The following is a 16,294-nucleotide window of genomic DNA, read 5'->3' as shown; positions in this document are numbered from 1 at the left end:
TACCTTGAGGAGGTTATTATATTTTCTTCAAAGTCTAAACTAGAACAATATAGGAAAACTATTTTAGGAGGGTGAATTAATTGAAGGTAAAGGCCCACATTCCGAACTTATTTACTTTTTTCAATCTAACCCTTGGGATACTTGCAATCATAAGTATATTAGGGGAAGCATATACGCTTTCAGCAATATTAATTCTTGTAGCAGCTTTCATGGATCGTTTTGATGGACAGCTAGCCAGGAAGCTGGATGTAGAAAGTGAGCTTGGAAAGGAATTAGATTCACTATGTGATTTGATTTCCTTTGGAGTGGCACCAGCTATTTTAATATGGAGTTTTCAATTAGTAGACATTGGCGCAGTTGGAATTGTTATTATTGTTCTTTTTGCTATCGCAGGAGCATACCGATTAGCTCGATTCAATATTATGGAATTTGATGGTGAATACATGGGGATTCCCATTACAGCCAGTGGTGGCATTGTGGCACTAATGACATTATATTCCATAAATTATCCCACAAGCATTTATTTTGTGAGTATCATGATGCTCTTTTTATCCTATTCTATGATTTCAAAAAGGATTAAATTAAAAAAGAGATAAACAAAGACTCCCAATCAGAGGAGTCTTTCATCTTTCTAAAAAGAGTGTGATTCTAAACCGTATATAATAAGAGGAAACATAATAAAGGGTGTTGACATTGAAATACGTACCGAGACAAAATATATTTAAAGATTTTTTTCAACAAAGAGAAGCCTTCATTGTCCAATATAAAAATGGCGATATGACAAAAAAAGAATATATTGAAGAAAGCTACTTTTATATGAAACAAAATGACATCAAACCATTTCAAAAAATGGACAGCTTTGAAAAGGCGATTTATAATTATCAATATTACAATATGATGGCAAAGTACTGTTACTTACAAGCTAAGGAAATCAAAAAATACGGCAAGCATTCAGAAAAGCAACGAGAATATTTGCAACGGGTTAACCAGTATTACTATCAAAAAGATAAATCAACCATGGCTGCCCTTGAAGTAGAAGAATTTCGAGGTGTTGAAGTATATTATATACGTACAAAATCATCCTATCTGAAAGACCAATTATATGAAATTGTTTTTAAAGGTCATAAGGGTGTCATCCTACATTCTAAAAGTGCTTGGCTACGAGAGCGATTGGAAGATGAACAGATTTTCAGTGAAGTAATTAAGAATTCCTTAATTGAAAACTATATTAATGAGAAATACTAATGATAAAATAAGACTAAACCCATAGGATACTTACGTCCTTTCAGCAGAGAAATGATTATGAAAGTAGGGAGTCGATTTAATGGCAAAAACACAAAGATTAGATAAAATATTAGCGAACCTAGGGCATGGGAGTCGAAGTGACATCCGAAGGCTCTGTAGACAGGGAGTCGTGACAGTAAATGGAGCCGTGGTGAAGAGTAGTAGCCAGCATGTAGAACCGGAAAATGATAAGATCACAGTAGGGGAAGAGGAAATATACTATCGGGAGTTTGTTTACATAATGATGAACAAACCCCAGGATGTGATTTCTGCCACTGAGGATTTCAAAGAGAAAACGGTTGTAGATCTATTAGAAAGTAAATACCAGGCATTTGATGTGTTCCCAGTAGGCAGATTAGATAAGGATACAGAGGGACTATTGATGCTGACCAATGATGGGAAACTAGCCCACCAGTTGTTATCTCCCAAAAAACATGTCCCCAAGACCTATTATGCAAAGATTGAGGGTGTCGTAACAGATGCAGATGTAGAGGCATTTGAAAAAGGAATCTTTATTGAAGAAAACCTTCAGACCATGCCATCTCAACTAAAGATATTAAAGGCAGATGAAATTTCTGAAGTAGAGGTAACGATCTATGAAGGGAAGTATCATCAAGTAAAGAGAATGTTTCAAGCCACAGATAAAGAAGTGGTCTATTTAAAGAGATTATCTATGGGGAGCTTAATGCTTGATAATTCCCTAGATTTAGGTACATACAGAGAACTATCCGAAGAGGAGCTTCAAGGATTAAAAAATGGAGATAAAATTTAGGAGTGAACTTTGTGCTAAAGAGAAAGCAAGTAGTGGAATTTATCATAGAAGAAACTGAATATGGTGGAAAGGCCTATGGCCTTGTAGATGGTAACAAAGTAATTGTTAAGCATGGTATCAAGGGGCAAAAAGTGAGGGTCTTTATTAATAAGGCACGTAGGAATAAAATAGAAGGCAAGATTTTAGAAATCTTAGAGAGGTCGCCTATGGAGAACCAAGAAACCTGTGCCCATTTTGGAAAATGTGGGGGATGCTTTCAGCAGGGGATTGCCTACGAGCATCAGCTAAAGGAAAAGGAAGCCCAAGTAAAACGGCTTTTTGAAGAAGATAACATTCAATATGAAAATTGGCTACCCATCGAAGGAAGTCCTGAAGCCTTTGGGTATCGAAATAAGATGGAGTTTTCCTTTGGAGATGAAGAAAAAGGAGGACCCCTAACATTAGGGATGCATAAAAGAGGAAAACATCACGATATTGTGACAGTGGACCAATGCTTAATTATGGACGAAGATTTCAGAAGTATTCTAACCGTGATCTTAGAATTTTTTAAGCAAAGAGAAATACCTCATTATAGCTCCACGAGACATGAAGGATATTTAAGACACTTAGTTGTACGAAAGGCTCACTATACTAAAGAAATATTAATTAACTTAGTAACAACCACACAATCCGACATTAACATAGAAGGTTTAGTTGAAGAAATCAAAGCACTTTCTTTAAAAGGAAAGTTAGTAGGCTCTTTACATACGTTTAATGACAACCTTGCTGATATGGTTCAAAGTGATCGAACCGATGTACTTATTGGACAGGATTATTTCTCAGAAGAGCTATTAGGGCTTAGGTTCAAAATTTCGGCATTTTCATTTTTTCAAACCAATAGTCTTGGAGCAGAGAAGCTGTACTCAATTGTTCGAGATTTTGTTGGACAGGCTGATGATCAAGTTGTTTTCGATCTTTATTGTGGAACGGGTACAATAGGACAGATTGTAGCGCAAAAGGCTAAAAAAGTGATTGGTATTGAAATTGTTGAAGATGCAGTGACAGCTGCCAACGAAAATGCCAAACTAAATGGGCTAACGAACTGTCATTTCATTGCAGGAGATGTGAAGAAAAAGATTAAAGAACTTAATGATAAGCCAGACATCATTATACTGGATCCACCAAGGGCAGGAATTCATGCTGCAGCATTACAGGACATTATTGACTTTAATACAGAAAAGATAGTATATGTCTCCTGTAACCCTAAAAGTATGGTAAAAGACTTGGCCATGCTAGAAGCACATGGCTACCAAGTAAAAAAAGTGAAATGCATGGACATGTTCCCCCATACCCCTCACGTTGAAGCCGTAACACTACTTACAAAGTAAGTAGATGTACGTCTTATGCAACCTGATTCCCAAGAGGTAGAGCAAAGCGATACCGATTGGCAAGAATCAGTCTGCTGAAGCCGTAACACTACTTACAAAGTAAGTAGATGTACGTCTTATGCAACCTGATTCCCAAGAGGTAGAGCAAAGCGATACCGATTGGCAAGAATCAGTCTGCTGAAGCCGTAACACTGCTTACGAAGTAAGTAGATGTACGTCTTATGCAAAGTTTTCCCAAGAGAAGCGAAGTTAAAATAAAAGGAGTGTTAATATATGTCAAATAATAATATTGAACAAATGAAAAAGTTAATTGAAGAAAAAAAGAAAAAAAGTGCACAACAAGGTGCTGGTAACGAAACACAGAATAAAAAAAGTGCAAGTAATGGCCAAGGATTTAAAAATACTAAACGAGGCGGAGCACTTAATAAGTAGAAAATATCCAGATGAAAATTGGTTATGATAAATAACCCTAAGGGCTGAGGGCGTTCCTCGGCCTTTTTTGTTTTTTTGAGTACGAACATTTTGATCTTCATAAGATCATTCGAGCCTACTCACAGTATGTACCAATGGAACAAAGTCCAATTATCAATCGTCTAATCATAAATAGGCAAGTTTTTATGATTGATAAAGTGAGGCTTTTACTGATATAGTAAGGCTTGAAATGTTTTCCAATTGGTAAGGTGTATGAATTGATGTGAAACTTTAGTATAATGATCCTTAGCCACATTAACATTTATGTTTAATGTGGTTTAAGATACTTAGATTAAATCACAGCTTGTAGATATAGAGGGGGATTTAAATGTTAACTAAAAATAAAGTGAGTAAATTGATTAGTATTTGCATTGTGGGTATATTGATGATTACGGCTTTACCACTCCATAGTTTTGCAATCGAAGAACCATGGGACCAGTACAACCAATACCTACCAAGGGAAACGCCTGTTACAAAAAGGCACCTTCGAGGAGCCTGGATTTCCACTGTTATCAATTTAGATTGGCCATCAGTAGAGACGGCAAAAATAAAAAATGATAAAGAGCGAATCCAAAAAAGCAAGGAAGAGTTAATTGCGATTTTAGACAAATCAGTTGAAATGAATATGAATGCTGTTTTCTTTCAGGTGAGTCCTGAAGGGGATGCTTTTTATAACTCAAATATTGTACCCTGGTCCCGTTATCTAACGGGTACATTTGGGAAGGATCCTGGTTTTGACCCTTTAGCCTTCGCCATAGAAGAAGCACATAAACGGAACCTTGAGCTTCATGCATGGTTTAATCCCTATAGGATATCCATGTACATGAATGATTCTACAATAGAGTCCCTTAATATAGAGAAAAGTGTCTACAAGGAACATCCCGATTGGGTCAAATCCGCTATGTCTAGATTTGTTATAGATCCAGGTATTCCCCAAGCCAGAGAATGGGTCATTAAAAGAACCATGGAAGTCGTGAATGATTATGATGTAGATGGAATTCATTTTGATGATTATTTCTATTATGAAAAACATGTGGGAGAGTTAGAAGACCAAGATACCTTTAGTCAATACAATTTAGGCCAATTTTCAAACCTAGGGGAGTGGAGAAGAAACAATACCTATTTGCTTGTGAAAGAGCTTTCAAATGAAATAAGAAAAACAAAGCCATGGATAAAATTTGGAATCAGTCCCGCGGGGGTTTGGGCAAATAAAAAGGATGGACACCTCAATGGTTCAAATACTAGTGCTGGGCTACCCAATTATGACAGGAGTTTTGCAGATACGAAAAAATGGGTAGAAGAAGAGATTATAGACTATATTGCTCCCCAGGTTTACTTTACATTTGCTAACCCCAGTGCCCCCTACGGTGAAGTTGCCAACTGGTGGTCAAACGTTGTGAGGGGAAAAAATGTTCACTTATATATTGGACAGGCCCTTTATAAGGTAAATGATAATGCTGACCAATATTTTCAAGGGAACCATGCAGTTGAAGAGTTTGTTCGGCAGCATAAATATAATACGATGAAACCTGAAGTCATGGGCAGTATTATGTTTAGATTTCAGAACTTTAATCACGGCAATAAGCAGCAGGTTGTCAACGTCATGAAAGAGGACCTGTGGTCAACAAAGGCACTGGTCCCTGTTATGCCCTGGAGGGGCGGGCAAGCACCTCATAGTCCTACCCAAGGGAGGATAGAGGCCCTTTCCAATGGAACCAAGCTGTCGTGGGTTGACAAGGACCCTAATACGGCATATTATGCAATTTATCGAATCAATAAAGGAAGTGAAATCAACATTAACACTGATGCAAGTGCTCTAAAGCTTATCAGTACAGTAAGAAAAAGTGATAAGGCACTTCAAGAATTCATAGACAAGGAAAATAATGATATTGCAAAAACAACCTATCTTGTGACTGCCCTGGACAGATTGCATCATGAAAGTAACGAACTTGTCATTAGTATAAATCAATCCGCCTACTTTAGTGATGTAGGAGAACAACAAGCATGGGCAATCAATGCCATTGATAGCTTTTACGAAAGAGGGATTGTAAATGGTGTAGGAGGAGGCAAATTTGCCCCCAAAAATAACGTAACCCGGGCTGATTTTCTCATTATGGTGATGAAATCCTATGGATTAGAACTGGACTCTCATGTCACTGGCAACTTCTCTGATGCCGGTGATAAGTATTATAGTAAATACCTTGGAACCGCAAAACGACTTGGACTTGTATCGGGTGTGGGTAATAATCTTTACTTACCTGAAACCACAATCACACGGCAAGACATGATTGTAATCCTATATAGTGTATTAGATAAATTAGAACAACTACCAAAGATAAGTAATAATGGTAGGGATTTTGAGAAGTTCAATGATACAGGTGAAATTGCTAATTATGCAATAAAAGCAATGAAATTATTTGTGGAAGCTGGAATTGTTCAAGGAGATGGCAATAACCTTAAGCCTAAGCATGCCACCACAAGAGCAGAGGCAGTACAGGTACTATACAACCTGCTTTCAAAATAAAGAGTAAAAGAAACCAATTAAGCGGAATGCTTAATTGGTTTTTTTTAGGGTATTTAGTAAAGGGGACTAATAATTTATCTCCACATATATAAAATAAGATTAAGGGGTGAGGGTTAATGTCAGTAGCATTTATATTTTCCTTATTGTTTTCTGTGCTGGTTGTCGTATTTGCATTGCAAAACTCTGCGATTGTAACGATTAATTTTTTATTTGTAGAGCATAGTATTTCACAAGCGTTGGTCATATTAATATCTGCTATTTTTGGTGCGATTATTGTTTTACTGTTAAGTATGGTAAAACAAATAAAATCAAATATAAAAATCCGGAATTTAACGAAAACAATTCATAAATCAGAGGAAGCAGAGAGAATATTAAAGGAAAAAGAAGAGAAAATTCAAAGGGGAAAATTAGAGGAAGAAAATAGATTGTTAAGGGAGCAAGAAGAGGCGACACAAAAAGAAATGTCTGAGATGAATAACAATAATCAAGAGAATTCAAATGATATAAAGTAGCGAAGTGATACACTCTCCATAGTAAGCAAAATGACTATTAGGGAGGAACTGTATTTTATCCAAACAACCTTAAAGATGTATGAGGTTGTTTTTTCTATGTATGTGAAATTAGCCGTTCCTTGCAACAATGAAGGGATTATTGAGTGATGTTCATTAAGGAATGTTAATATGTAAAATATGGCAATTAACTTAGTGAAGTGGTAAAAATTGGTTGGTATTTTCTTGTATTAAGTCTACAGTGGTAATGTATTTGTGGATAAAGGAAGTATATATTAAACTACAATGATACGATAAATCAGAATCAACAGCTAGCAGCATTATTACCTCAAGCTAGTGGTTTTGTTTGGATGTACGATGGCTTTGCAGAATATAGTCATCAAATGCGAATTGAAGAGATTATTGATGAAGGTGAAAAACGAGAATATGTGATTCGTGGTGAAGTAGGTGACCCCTCTGGTGGGGAAAGTACTATGGATCGAAATATTAATATTAAATATATCATTACTGATAATAAAATAGTTCAAGAAAAGAGCGAAGAGACTATGCTTGATTCAAAATTCAATAAGATTACTTTGATTCAGGCTCCTTTAGTAGCTGGGAACCTTTGGAGTGAAGAGGTGTTAGATAATCAGGGAGTAGCCACAACCATTAGCGCCTTCATTCAGAAGATAGAAATTCCTCGGGATGGGAGTACACAATATACTGTAAGATATGACGACGTGAACAGTAGCTATTATGAAGAGCGAGTCATTGAAGGCGGAAATGGTGAACAATGGATTATTTAACGCTGGAGGCTCCGGGTCTTGAACGTCTAGGGCGGCTCCAGCAATTGTAGCATTTTGCAAGGCTTCAATCAAATCTGTTTCTTTAATAATAGAGTTACAAATAAAAGACTTCAAACCAGCACATAGCTAAGTGGCGGTTTGAAGTCTTTTGTTATAAAGCATTATTCACTGCTATTCAGTTGGTGAAAAACATTCCAAAATCAAACCTTTAATGATGGTGGGGATTCTTTCATAAACATCCTGTGTATAGACTCTTTCGGTTATTTGATGGAGGTCCTTTCCCCAAGGACCAATGTTGACCACCGGCATTTTCAGGGTGGTGAGATCCTTAAAGGGAATATGATAGATAACATCCCACCCCGGGCTATTGGCCTTTATCAACTCAGTATCCTCTGTTTTACCTGCCCAAGAAGCATAGGATAAATCAGAGATTCCCATGAAAAAGCCTTTGGATTCAAAGGTTAAATTGTATTTTTCCACTGAAATCCTGTTGATGATTTCTTCAAGGGAAAAGGGGAGCTTCTGATTAATTAACTGGTTATTGATATGGGGATAGTATGGGCCAGATAGGGCAATCACTATGGAAGGCCCCTCTAAATCAATCCATTCCGCAACAAATTCAATCAAACGGGTAGTGGCCTCTGGAAGGGTGATGATATTTTCGTGTAATGCGACTATCATTTCCTCTAAAAAAGCACCATAGGCTTCTTCAAAGAGAGCTTTGTTTTTACTCATGGCCGTATTGTAAATCATTTCAAAGGTATAGACCTTAGGGTCAAAGGAGATTTCCTCTGGTTCTTCCCCAATCAGGTTGCAGTAATTTTCATAGGCATCCTTAAAGTGAATCAGAGAATCTCTTAAGGTTCTATGGGATAAGGAAACCAATTGGTCCATAATTTTTTTAGGAGATCGAGTAAAGGTTAACCAGTTAAAGTAACCTGTAGCAGCCTCTGGAATAGAAGCGTCATAGGCTTTTTTACGATCCTTTAGATTTACCCAAACAGGGGGGGGCGTAGCTTCATTGCCATGCAAATCACAAAGCTGTACATTGAGTTCAGTTTTTTTCTGTAGATCTGCAAGTACTAAGGAGGGGTTCATACCATTAAAGGGTTGCCCAATATGACTTTTAACCCCCTTTACATAAAGCACAGGCATCACTTTTCCAACAGAGCCCTCATAAAATAGGGCCTTACCCTTTGTTTGATTAAAATAAGGCTCACTATTGATCGCCAGTATATATTCTAATTGATACTCGTCTCTTAATGAAGTCATTAAAGAAACGGCACTGAGCATACCTCTTGATAGGGTTTCTTCATCCGGTACACTGAGTAAGAGGATATTACCAGAAAAATCTTTGTCCTCTGAGAAATGAGCACTTAAAACCAATTGGATGGCAGCCCCTGACTTCATATCTGCAGTGCCCCTACCAAATGTCCATTCTCCAGATTCAAGATCTTTTTTTGCTTGAGGAGGGAGGCGACGCTCTTTTAATGCTTCTTCTAATTCATCAGGCCTTAGGGCCATGGGTTTTAACTTTCCATAGTCTTCAATATCTAACGCATCATGATGATGGATCATGACGATGGTTTGACTACCTTTTCCCTTGACCAATGACCACACCACATTTCTTTCATAGGGATCATTGTCGATGGGATGGGTGCCACAGAGATCACTATTTTCACTGAAATAGGGCTGCTCCTTAATCCAGTGTAAAATCTGCTCCTCAATATAGGTTTCTCTCAGGGTATTTGTATCACTTTGTGTCGCCAAAAGGCGAAGAAATAACGGACGAATTTTTTCTTCAAACATAATAACATCCTTTCTAGGTATCAAATTGATTTCATAATGTCATTTTAACATAGCATAGCTTAAATAACAGTGAATCTCTGTAAATTAACCCACCGGATGATAGTTAAATTTACAATAGATACGATTTCTAAAAGGACAAGCTTCAACAATTTTCACATATATAAAGTCGAATGATGTATTAATGTAATCATACTGTTCAATTTTTTCATTGATAGAAAGGGCTAAGGGACAGGGTGCTAATTTACAAGGGCTGGTAGACGTTAATGAAACCTATAAAACCAATGTGAAGTATTTTTTATCAGTGAACGACTTGAACCATTTGATAAAGAGTGGTAGATTAACTAATGCCAGTGCATTTATTGGATTCTTTACTAATTTGATAAGTATATTTATTGAGAGTCAATATTATATTAGGTTTTGAGGTCATAAAATGGGTATTTAGCTAAGATATCATATGAGTGAACAGAATGAAATGGTGGGATGGGGTTCATAACATCATTCAAAAAGGAAGTATTGTGAAAAAACTGGAAGTAAAGGATCTGTTAAATGAACAGTTTATCACATGGGAAGTGGAAAATAGGAATAAGGCAATCGACATACTTCAGGAAAGGTGGGGTATACGATCAACTATGATGGGAGAAAGCAGCATTGGTACCCAAGTGAAGGAAGACCTGATCCAAGAAATAAACAGGGTGTTTTTTCAAGAAAATATGTCCTTCGATGGGTTACATCCAAATAGCTTGGGATATGAAGCCATTGGTAAGAGAATGACAGTTGTCATTGAACCACTCTTTATTGAAAAATATGCAAAGCCCTAGAGGATACTGGTCTAGGGCTTTGCTTCATTCATTCAAGAGATAGGTCTGGATTTGCAGTTATTTCTAGCAACCTCCAAATAGAGTTCTTCCACCAAAAAGAACAACTAGCAATAAGAAGAAGAATAGTAGACTATCTCCAGCACCTCTGAATATAGAACAGTTACAGAATATAAGCACAAGCAATAAGAAGAAGAATAGTAAACTGCTTTGTCCACCGAATCCACCAAACAAACCACGTTGCGTTGCTGCAACTTCACTCATATATTTCACCTACCTTTTGTTGTTCTAAAGACTATCTCTAGTCTTGGTATATAATATGTGGGATTTACATAAAGGGTTCTCATTTTAATGAGATTAAAGGTTGTAAGGTATATAGGGGGAAAGGTCACGATATCTCCAAAGTAAATCCGGCTAGAACTCAGTAGGGATGAAAACACCCTATAGGTTCTAGCCGGATTTTATCTTTTTAGAGGAAGTCAAAAATTTCTTCCGAATAAACAAACAAAGTCTCGTTTATAATCTTGTTGCTGTATGGTATCCGCGGTCATAGTAGCTCTCACTTAGGGAAGAGATAATAATGCCACTATTTCTCCCTGAAGCTGAATGAATAAATTGATTGTCTCCAATATAGATACCTACATGTTGAATTCGACTTGTACCATTATTAAAGAATACTAAATCCCCTGTTTGAAGCTGATTTCGATTAATTCGAGTACCCACATTGGCCTGATCTCTAGAGGATCTTGGTAAATTGATCTGTTTTTGTCTAAGATAGTCTTTATAATAGGTGCTAAGAATATAAGAAGTAAAGCCTGAGCAATCAAAAGCATTCGGTCCACTGGCTCCATACTGATAAGGCTTCCCTAAATATTTTTCCGTAACTGATTTGATGCCGGTAAGTGTGGCAGTTCTAGAACCTGAACGACTAACGGGGTTTGTCATATCAATGTGTAGTGTGACCACTTCACTCTTGATAAAACCCTCTATAAAATCCTTTGTTACCACATGGTACCATCCATTATCGTATCCCTTTATATAAATAACATCAGCTGTATTAAGTCCCATAACCAGAGGACTGTTGGAGTTTGGTTTTTCTCTAAGAGAGCTATAATCCTTTAATACCTTAGCCTTAGGGTAGCTCGGAATAGAAGTGACAAAGTCACTATGAACAAAACCCTTTGTTCCGTTGGCTAATTGAATTTGATACCATTGATCCTTTGTATCAAGGATAGTGACATCAGAGCCATTAGATAATTTGGTTACAATACTACCATCAGTTGAAGGGATAGAACGCACATTTAGTATGTTGGCTGTAATCGTTCCCTTTTTAAAAGTATTCGTAGTCTCTTCATTTTTTATCAGAATATCTTTATAAATCCAACCTGAGGTATTGCCACCTTGTAATTGAACCTGGTACCAATCCTGGGTTGTTTCCTTAACCATTACTTGAGTTCCAATTGGCAGTGTTTCAATGACTTCCCCTTGGAAATTCGCTAGATTTCTTAAAATTCCTTGGTTAGAAATGATCGTCGCATCTTTTTCCTCTGCAAAAACAAAGGAAGTTGATAAACCTGTTGCAATGATAGGTATTATCAGTGTTAATGCCATAGATTTCCTCTTCAGTATATTCATATAATAAATCCACCACCTAAAGTTTTTCATTATTCACACATTATATAATTCTGTTTTTTTTATTGAATTCCTTTAAATAATGGAAAATAATTAATAAAAATTATTTTCTACTAAAAGATTAATAGATAAAAGACTACTGAGCATATAAGAATTCTGTTAAATACCTGTCTTTATTATTATCATATGATAGTAGATGGGATTCGAGTCATGTTAAATATAATAAAACATAGACAAGGATGTAAAAGTATACCAGAGGATTACTAAGAATGTGGCATCAGACTAGAGTAGATAGATAGGTAGCTGTGCTACTGGGAATTAAAGCAGGATTATCCACTTTGATAAATAAGGAAAATTATAGTAAAATGATCATAAGCTAAATTTGCATATTCACGTGAAAGTTTTGCTGTCGACAGCCCAAAATATATTAATATGGAGGGAAAAAATGATGAAAAAACTAGGTACCGTATTTTTAATTATGATGTTACTATTTATGGTTGGGTGTGCCGGGGAGAATGTTGAGCCCGTTGAAACTGACCCTGATATGGATAGTGACGCTAACGTTGAAATTGATGTGGATGGAGGGACACTAGAGGACATTAATGCAAGGGGGTCCTTGACCTTTGCCATGACTGGTGCATATCCACCATTTAACTTTATCGATACCGATGGACAATTAATCGGTTTTGATATTGATATTGCCAATGCCATTGCAGAAAAAATGGGTGTGGAAGCAGAACCAATGACGGTTTTATGGGATGGAATTATTAGTGGATTAACCAGTGGACGTTTTGATATGATTATTGGTAGTATGGCCATTACGGATGAAAGATTAGAAAGAGTTAATTTTTCAACTCCTTATTATTATGATGGTGCACAATTTTTTGGTAGTGAAGAGCTTGAGGAAAATGATTTATCACAAATAGAGGATGCAGCTGTTGGGGTTGTAACAGGAACTACCTTCCAAGACTTTTTGGTTGATATGGAGAATGTAACTGATATTTTGCAGTTTGAGAGTGATGTAGATAATATGAGAGCTGTTCAACAGGGAAGATCTGATGGGTTGATAACAGGATTATTGGTGGGACTACATGGAATTGAATCCTTTGATATGCCATTAAAACCTGTGGGAGAGCCCTTATATATTGAAGAAATCGGAATTGCTATTAGAAAAGATGATACAGATTTGTTAGATGCAGTTAATGATGCATTACAAGAGATTATTCAAGATGGTACATATGCAGAGATTAGTAATACGTGGTTCGGAACGAATATATTAGATAACTAAATGTAAGCATAACTTGTAATGAGGAATGGGTAATAGTGATATTGCCCATTTCTAGTTTTATGCAGGAACGGGGGGACTTTAGATGTTCAATGAAATAATAAATGAGATAATGAATTTTGTGCAAGTCGTCATCACATTTGCACCAAAATTTTTACCCGGTGTGAAACTTACTTTACAGCTATCATTCTTTTCAATTTTACTAGGGACCGTATTTGGTTTATTGGCTACCATGTTGAAAATGACAAAAATTAAGCCGTTGATGAAGGCCATTGATATATATATTAGTGTGGTTAGAGGAACACCATTGCTCTTACAGCTTATATTTATTTTTCAAGCTTTACCTGAAATAGGTATCAAACTATCCCCTTTTATATCAGCTGTCATTGGATTAGCCTTTCATAATGGTGCTTACATTAGTGAGATATTTAGAGGAGCCATTGAGTCCATTGATTACGGTCAAAAAGAAGCAGCTTCAGCCCTAGGGATGACAAAATGGCAAGCTATGAAAAGGGTCACATTGCCTCAAGCATTTAAACGCTCTGTGCCCTCTTTGGGAAACCAGTTCATTATTGCCATTAAGGATTCATCTTTAGCCAGTGTCATCACAATAACAGAAACACTAATGCTAACAAGACAATATACAGCAGCAACATTTAATCCATGGCCCATGTATTTTATTGCAGGGAGTTATTATATGATTATTACAACCGTGTTGTCTAAGGGATTATTGAAAATAGAAGCACGACTTAAAGTATATGAGAGGTGAAATCATGATACAAATTAAAAATTTGCATAAATATTTTGGAGATCTTGAGGTTTTGAAAGGAATCAACATGGAAGTAACAGAAGGGCAAGTTGTTTGTATGATTGGTTCCAGTGGTTCTGGCAAGAGTACACTCCTAAGATGCATCAACTATCTAGAGAGAAAAAATCAAGGGGAAATATGGGTTGAGGGTAAACAGATCTTGGATAGAGCAAAGGATATTACCGAGACTAGACAAAAGGTAGGAATGGTATTTCAACGATTTAATTTATTTCCCCATATGACTGCTTTGGAAAATGTTATGGAAGGGCCCCTAACAGTAAAAAAAGAAGATAAGAATACAGCCAAGGAAAAAGCATTGGCATTATTAGAGAAAGTGGGTTTATCAGATAAAGCAAATCAATATCCTGCAATGCTATCTGGTGGACAGCAACAAAGAGTGGCAATTGCAAGGACATTAGCAATGGAACCAAAGGTTGTTTTGTTTGATGAACCAACTTCTGCCCTGGACCCGGAGCTGGTTGGGGAAGTTTTGGCGGTTATGAAGGATTTAGCCAAAGAGGGAATGACCATGATTATTGTAACCCACGAAATGGGATTTGCAAAAGAAGTGGCAGATAAGGTAATTTTTTTGCTTGAAGGAGTCATTGCAGAACAGGGGACACCTCAAGAAATTTTTGAAACCCCAAAGCATGAAAGGTTAAAGGCATTTTTTGGTCAAATTCATTTTTAATCTGTAGGAAGTTCTCAATATAACCTGAGCTTCAGTCCAGCCTTAAGTAGATATAAATGAGTACTTAGATTTGACTTTGAGATGACCTCAATTTCAAAGCTAAGTGCTTTTTATTTTGATTTTGCTAAAACCAGTTCACTGTCCATTGTGCCATAGATATGCTATAATATTTCTTGAGCATTTATGAAACAATGTATTGATGTATATGGGTGCAAGGTAAGATGCTATTAAAAATAGTGATTTAGGGAAAAATACATATTAGGCATTAAAAAGAAAATAAACTGTTATATTGATTTGTTATTTTTTGAAATGCTTTAGGTTGCAATATGTACCAAGGAGGTAAAACAAATGAAAAAGGACCCAAAGGATACAAAGGTCGTCATTGGTATGTCCGGTGGTGTGGATTCTTCTGTAGCTGCTTTGAAATTAAAGGAACAAGGCTATGATGTGATCGGAATTTTCATGAAAAACTGGGATGAGCCCGATGAATATGGCTATTGTACCGCAGCGGAAGATTATGAAGATGTGAGACGGGTATGTGAGCAAATTGGTATTCCTTATTATACCGTAAACTTTGAAAAAGAATATTGGGAAAAAGTATTTCAATATTTCTTAGATGAATATAAAAAGGGTAGAACGCCAAATCCCGATGTCATGTGCAATAAAGAAATAAAGTTTAAGGCGTTTTTAGAGCATGCCCTTAAGCTAGGGGCAGATTATCTGGCCACAGGTCATTATGCCCAGGTAGATTATAAAGATGGAGAGTATCGTCTGCTACGAGGTGTAGATAGTAACAAGGATCAAACATACTTTTTAAATACATTAGGACAATATCAATTATCTAAAGCGATGTTTCCAATTGGACATATTGATAAGAAAAAAGTGAGAGAAATGGCTTTAGCCCATGATCTCGTGACAGCAAAGAAGAAGGATAGTACAGGAATTTGTTTTATAGGAGAGCGAAATTTTAAGGAGTTTTTGAGTCAGTACTTACCTGCTCAACCAGGAGAGATGCGAGATTTATCGGGAAATGTAAAAGGCAAGCACGATGGATTGATGTATCATACACTAGGACAAAGAAAAGGTCTAGGAATCGGTGGTTCTGGAAGTGGAGAGCCTTGGTTTGTTGTAAGCAAGGATCTAAAGAATAACATTTTATATGTTGTTCAAGGAGAAGATCATCCAAGCTTATATACATATGGTCTATTGGCAACGGATCTTCATTGGGTCAGTGAAAAGGAGATACCACAAACATTTACATGCACAGCTAAGTTTAGATATCGTCAGCCAGATCAAAATGTGACAGTACAGTTAACAGGGGGCGATACCTGTAAGGTACTATTTGATGGACCACAAAAAGCAGTGACACCTGGACAAGCAGTTGTTTTCTACAATGGAGAAGCCTGCCTAGGAGGCGGAATTATTGATGAAACCATTAAAACAGTTCAGGAACTTTAATTTTAAATAGATAAAACGACCTACTTAAGCAAAAGTCCCAGTACTTCAATAACTAAATTTGATGGATTGCAATGTTTTATT

The 16,294-nt window shown here is 36.6% G+C and carries 17 protein-coding genes; 14 read left to right on the top strand and 3 right to left on the bottom strand.

Annotation, left to right across the window (positions count from 1 at the left end; all coding sequences use genetic code 11):
• Positions 1-80 precede the first annotated feature (80 nt).
• The 8 genes from pssA (at position 81) to AMET_RS26650 (ending at position 7,715) form a co-directional block, all read left to right on the top strand.
• Positions 81-596 carry a CDP-diacylglycerol--serine O-phosphatidyltransferase gene (pssA, locus tag AMET_RS18050; RefSeq protein WP_012064754.1) on the top strand — a complete coding sequence of 172 codons (516 nt, stop codon included), beginning with the start codon at positions 81-83 and terminating at the stop codon, positions 594-596.
• Between the two features lie 97 nt (positions 597-693).
• Complete coding sequence (locus AMET_RS18045; protein WP_012064753.1) at positions 694-1,245, top strand: DUF6648 family protein; 552 nt, start codon at positions 694-696, stop codon at positions 1,243-1,245.
• Positions 1,246-1,324: 79 nt separating this feature from the next.
• A complete protein-coding gene (locus tag AMET_RS18040) occupies positions 1,325-2,056 on the top strand; it encodes a pseudouridine synthase (RefSeq protein ID WP_012064752.1) in 732 nt (243 codons plus the stop codon).
• 11 nt (positions 2,057-2,067) lie between these two features.
• Complete coding sequence (rlmD, locus tag AMET_RS18035; protein WP_012064751.1) at positions 2,068-3,423, top strand: 23S rRNA (uracil(1939)-C(5))-methyltransferase RlmD; 1,356 nt, start codon at positions 2,068-2,070, stop codon at positions 3,421-3,423.
• Between the two features lie 273 nt (positions 3,424-3,696).
• Positions 3,697-3,855, top strand: coding sequence for a hypothetical protein (locus AMET_RS26325; protein ID WP_012064750.1), 159 nt, complete (start codon positions 3,697-3,699; stop codon positions 3,853-3,855).
• A 367-nt stretch (positions 3,856-4,222) separates the two neighbouring features.
• Positions 4,223-6,418 carry a family 10 glycosylhydrolase gene (locus AMET_RS18030; protein ID WP_012064749.1) on the top strand — a complete coding sequence of 732 codons (2,196 nt, stop codon included), beginning with the start codon at positions 4,223-4,225 and terminating at the stop codon, positions 6,416-6,418.
• 116 nt (positions 6,419-6,534) lie between these two features.
• Positions 6,535-6,930, top strand: coding sequence for a LapA family protein (locus AMET_RS18025; RefSeq protein WP_012064748.1), 396 nt, complete (start codon positions 6,535-6,537; stop codon positions 6,928-6,930).
• Between the two features lie 347 nt (positions 6,931-7,277).
• Positions 7,278-7,715 (top strand): hypothetical protein, encoded by a 438-nt coding sequence (locus AMET_RS26650; protein ID WP_012064747.1) that lies wholly within the window; start codon positions 7,278-7,280, stop codon positions 7,713-7,715.
• A gap of 171 nt (positions 7,716-7,886) precedes the next feature.
• Here AMET_RS26650 and AMET_RS18015 read toward each other — a convergent pair whose 3' ends face one another.
• Positions 7,887-9,524, bottom strand: a complete 1,638-nt coding sequence (locus AMET_RS18015; RefSeq protein WP_012064746.1) for a M20/M25/M40 family metallo-hydrolase — start codon at positions 9,522-9,524, stop codon at positions 7,887-7,889.
• A gap of 208 nt (positions 9,525-9,732) precedes the next feature.
• Here AMET_RS18015 and AMET_RS25165 point away from each other — a divergent pair, with 208 nt between their 5' ends.
• Together AMET_RS25165 and AMET_RS18010 are read left to right on the top strand one after the other, a co-directional pair.
• On the top strand, positions 9,733-9,945 hold the full coding sequence (locus AMET_RS25165; RefSeq protein WP_242661323.1) for a DegV family protein: 213 nt from the start codon (positions 9,733-9,735) through the stop codon (positions 9,943-9,945).
• A gap of 46 nt (positions 9,946-9,991) precedes the next feature.
• Entirely contained in the window at positions 9,992-10,342 is a 351-nt protein-coding gene (locus AMET_RS18010; RefSeq protein WP_012064745.1) for a hypothetical protein, read from the top strand.
• 63 nt (positions 10,343-10,405) lie between these two features.
• Here the strand turns inward: AMET_RS18010 and AMET_RS18005 are convergent, their stop codons facing one another.
• Together AMET_RS18005 and AMET_RS18000 are read right to left on the bottom strand one after the other, a co-directional pair.
• Positions 10,406-10,603 (bottom strand): hypothetical protein, encoded by a 198-nt coding sequence (locus tag AMET_RS18005; RefSeq protein ID WP_041721028.1) that lies wholly within the window; start codon positions 10,601-10,603, stop codon positions 10,406-10,408.
• A 252-nt stretch (positions 10,604-10,855) separates the two neighbouring features.
• Positions 10,856-11,950 carry a C40 family peptidase gene (locus AMET_RS18000; RefSeq protein WP_041721025.1) on the bottom strand — a complete coding sequence of 365 codons (1,095 nt, stop codon included), beginning with the start codon at positions 11,948-11,950 and terminating at the stop codon, positions 10,856-10,858.
• A gap of 466 nt (positions 11,951-12,416) precedes the next feature.
• On the opposite strand from AMET_RS18000, the gene AMET_RS17995 reads away from it, so the two are divergent.
• From AMET_RS17995 to mnmA, 4 genes are all read left to right on the top strand, one after another.
• Positions 12,417-13,259 (top strand): transporter substrate-binding domain-containing protein, encoded by an 843-nt coding sequence (locus AMET_RS17995; RefSeq protein WP_012064743.1) that lies wholly within the window; start codon positions 12,417-12,419, stop codon positions 13,257-13,259.
• A gap of 82 nt (positions 13,260-13,341) precedes the next feature.
• Positions 13,342-14,025, top strand: a complete 684-nt coding sequence (locus tag AMET_RS17990) for an amino acid ABC transporter permease (RefSeq protein ID WP_012064742.1) — start codon at positions 13,342-13,344, stop codon at positions 14,023-14,025.
• 4 nt (positions 14,026-14,029) lie between these two features.
• Entirely contained in the window at positions 14,030-14,755 is a 726-nt protein-coding gene (locus AMET_RS17985; protein WP_012064741.1) for an amino acid ABC transporter ATP-binding protein, read from the top strand.
• Between the two features lie 348 nt (positions 14,756-15,103).
• Complete coding sequence (gene mnmA / locus AMET_RS17980; protein ID WP_012064740.1) at positions 15,104-16,213, top strand: tRNA 2-thiouridine(34) synthase MnmA; 1,110 nt, start codon at positions 15,104-15,106, stop codon at positions 16,211-16,213.
• The last annotated feature ends 81 nt before the right edge of the window (positions 16,214-16,294 follow it).

It is taken from the genome of Alkaliphilus metalliredigens QYMF, from assembly GCF_000016985.1.
Classification (GTDB): Bacteria; Bacillota; Clostridia; order Peptostreptococcales; family Natronincolaceae; genus Alkaliphilus_A; species Alkaliphilus_A metalliredigens.
The sequence above is the reverse complement of the archived record's forward strand: the minus strand, read 5'-3'. Positions and strand labels throughout refer to the sequence as shown.

Bases quoted from the DNA above. Each gene is read 5' to 3' on its own strand.
- AMET_RS18040 (WP_012064752.1), top strand. From the start codon at position 1,325: ATGGCAAAAACACAAAGATTAGATAAAATATTAGCGAACCTAGGGCAT.
- AMET_RS26325 (WP_012064750.1), top strand. From the start codon at position 3,697: ATGTCAAATAATAATATTGAACAAATGAAAAAGTTAATTGAAGAAAAA.
- AMET_RS18030 (WP_012064749.1), top strand. From the start codon at position 4,223: ATGTTAACTAAAAATAAAGTGAGTAAATTGATTAGTATTTGCATTGTG.
- AMET_RS18025 (WP_012064748.1), top strand. From the start codon at position 6,535: ATGTCAGTAGCATTTATATTTTCCTTATTGTTTTCTGTGCTGGTTGTC.
- AMET_RS26650 (WP_012064747.1), top strand. From the start codon at position 7,278: ATGTACGATGGCTTTGCAGAATATAGTCATCAAATGCGAATTGAAGAG.
- AMET_RS18015 (WP_012064746.1), bottom strand. From the start codon at position 9,524: ATGTTTGAAGAAAAAATTCGTCCGTTATTTCTTCGCCTTTTGGCGACA.
- AMET_RS18010 (WP_012064745.1), top strand. From the start codon at position 9,992: ATGAAATGGTGGGATGGGGTTCATAACATCATTCAAAAAGGAAGTATT.
- AMET_RS18005 (WP_041721028.1), bottom strand. From the start codon at position 10,603: ATGAGTGAAGTTGCAGCAACGCAACGTGGTTTGTTTGGTGGATTCGGT.
- AMET_RS18000 (WP_041721025.1), bottom strand. From the start codon at position 11,950: ATGGCATTAACACTGATAATACCTATCATTGCAACAGGTTTATCAACT.
- AMET_RS17995 (WP_012064743.1), top strand. From the start codon at position 12,417: ATGATGAAAAAACTAGGTACCGTATTTTTAATTATGATGTTACTATTT.
- AMET_RS17990 (WP_012064742.1), top strand. From the start codon at position 13,342: ATGTTCAATGAAATAATAAATGAGATAATGAATTTTGTGCAAGTCGTC.
- AMET_RS17985 (WP_012064741.1), top strand. From the start codon at position 14,030: ATGATACAAATTAAAAATTTGCATAAATATTTTGGAGATCTTGAGGTT.
- mnmA (WP_012064740.1), top strand. From the start codon at position 15,104: ATGAAAAAGGACCCAAAGGATACAAAGGTCGTCATTGGTATGTCCGGT.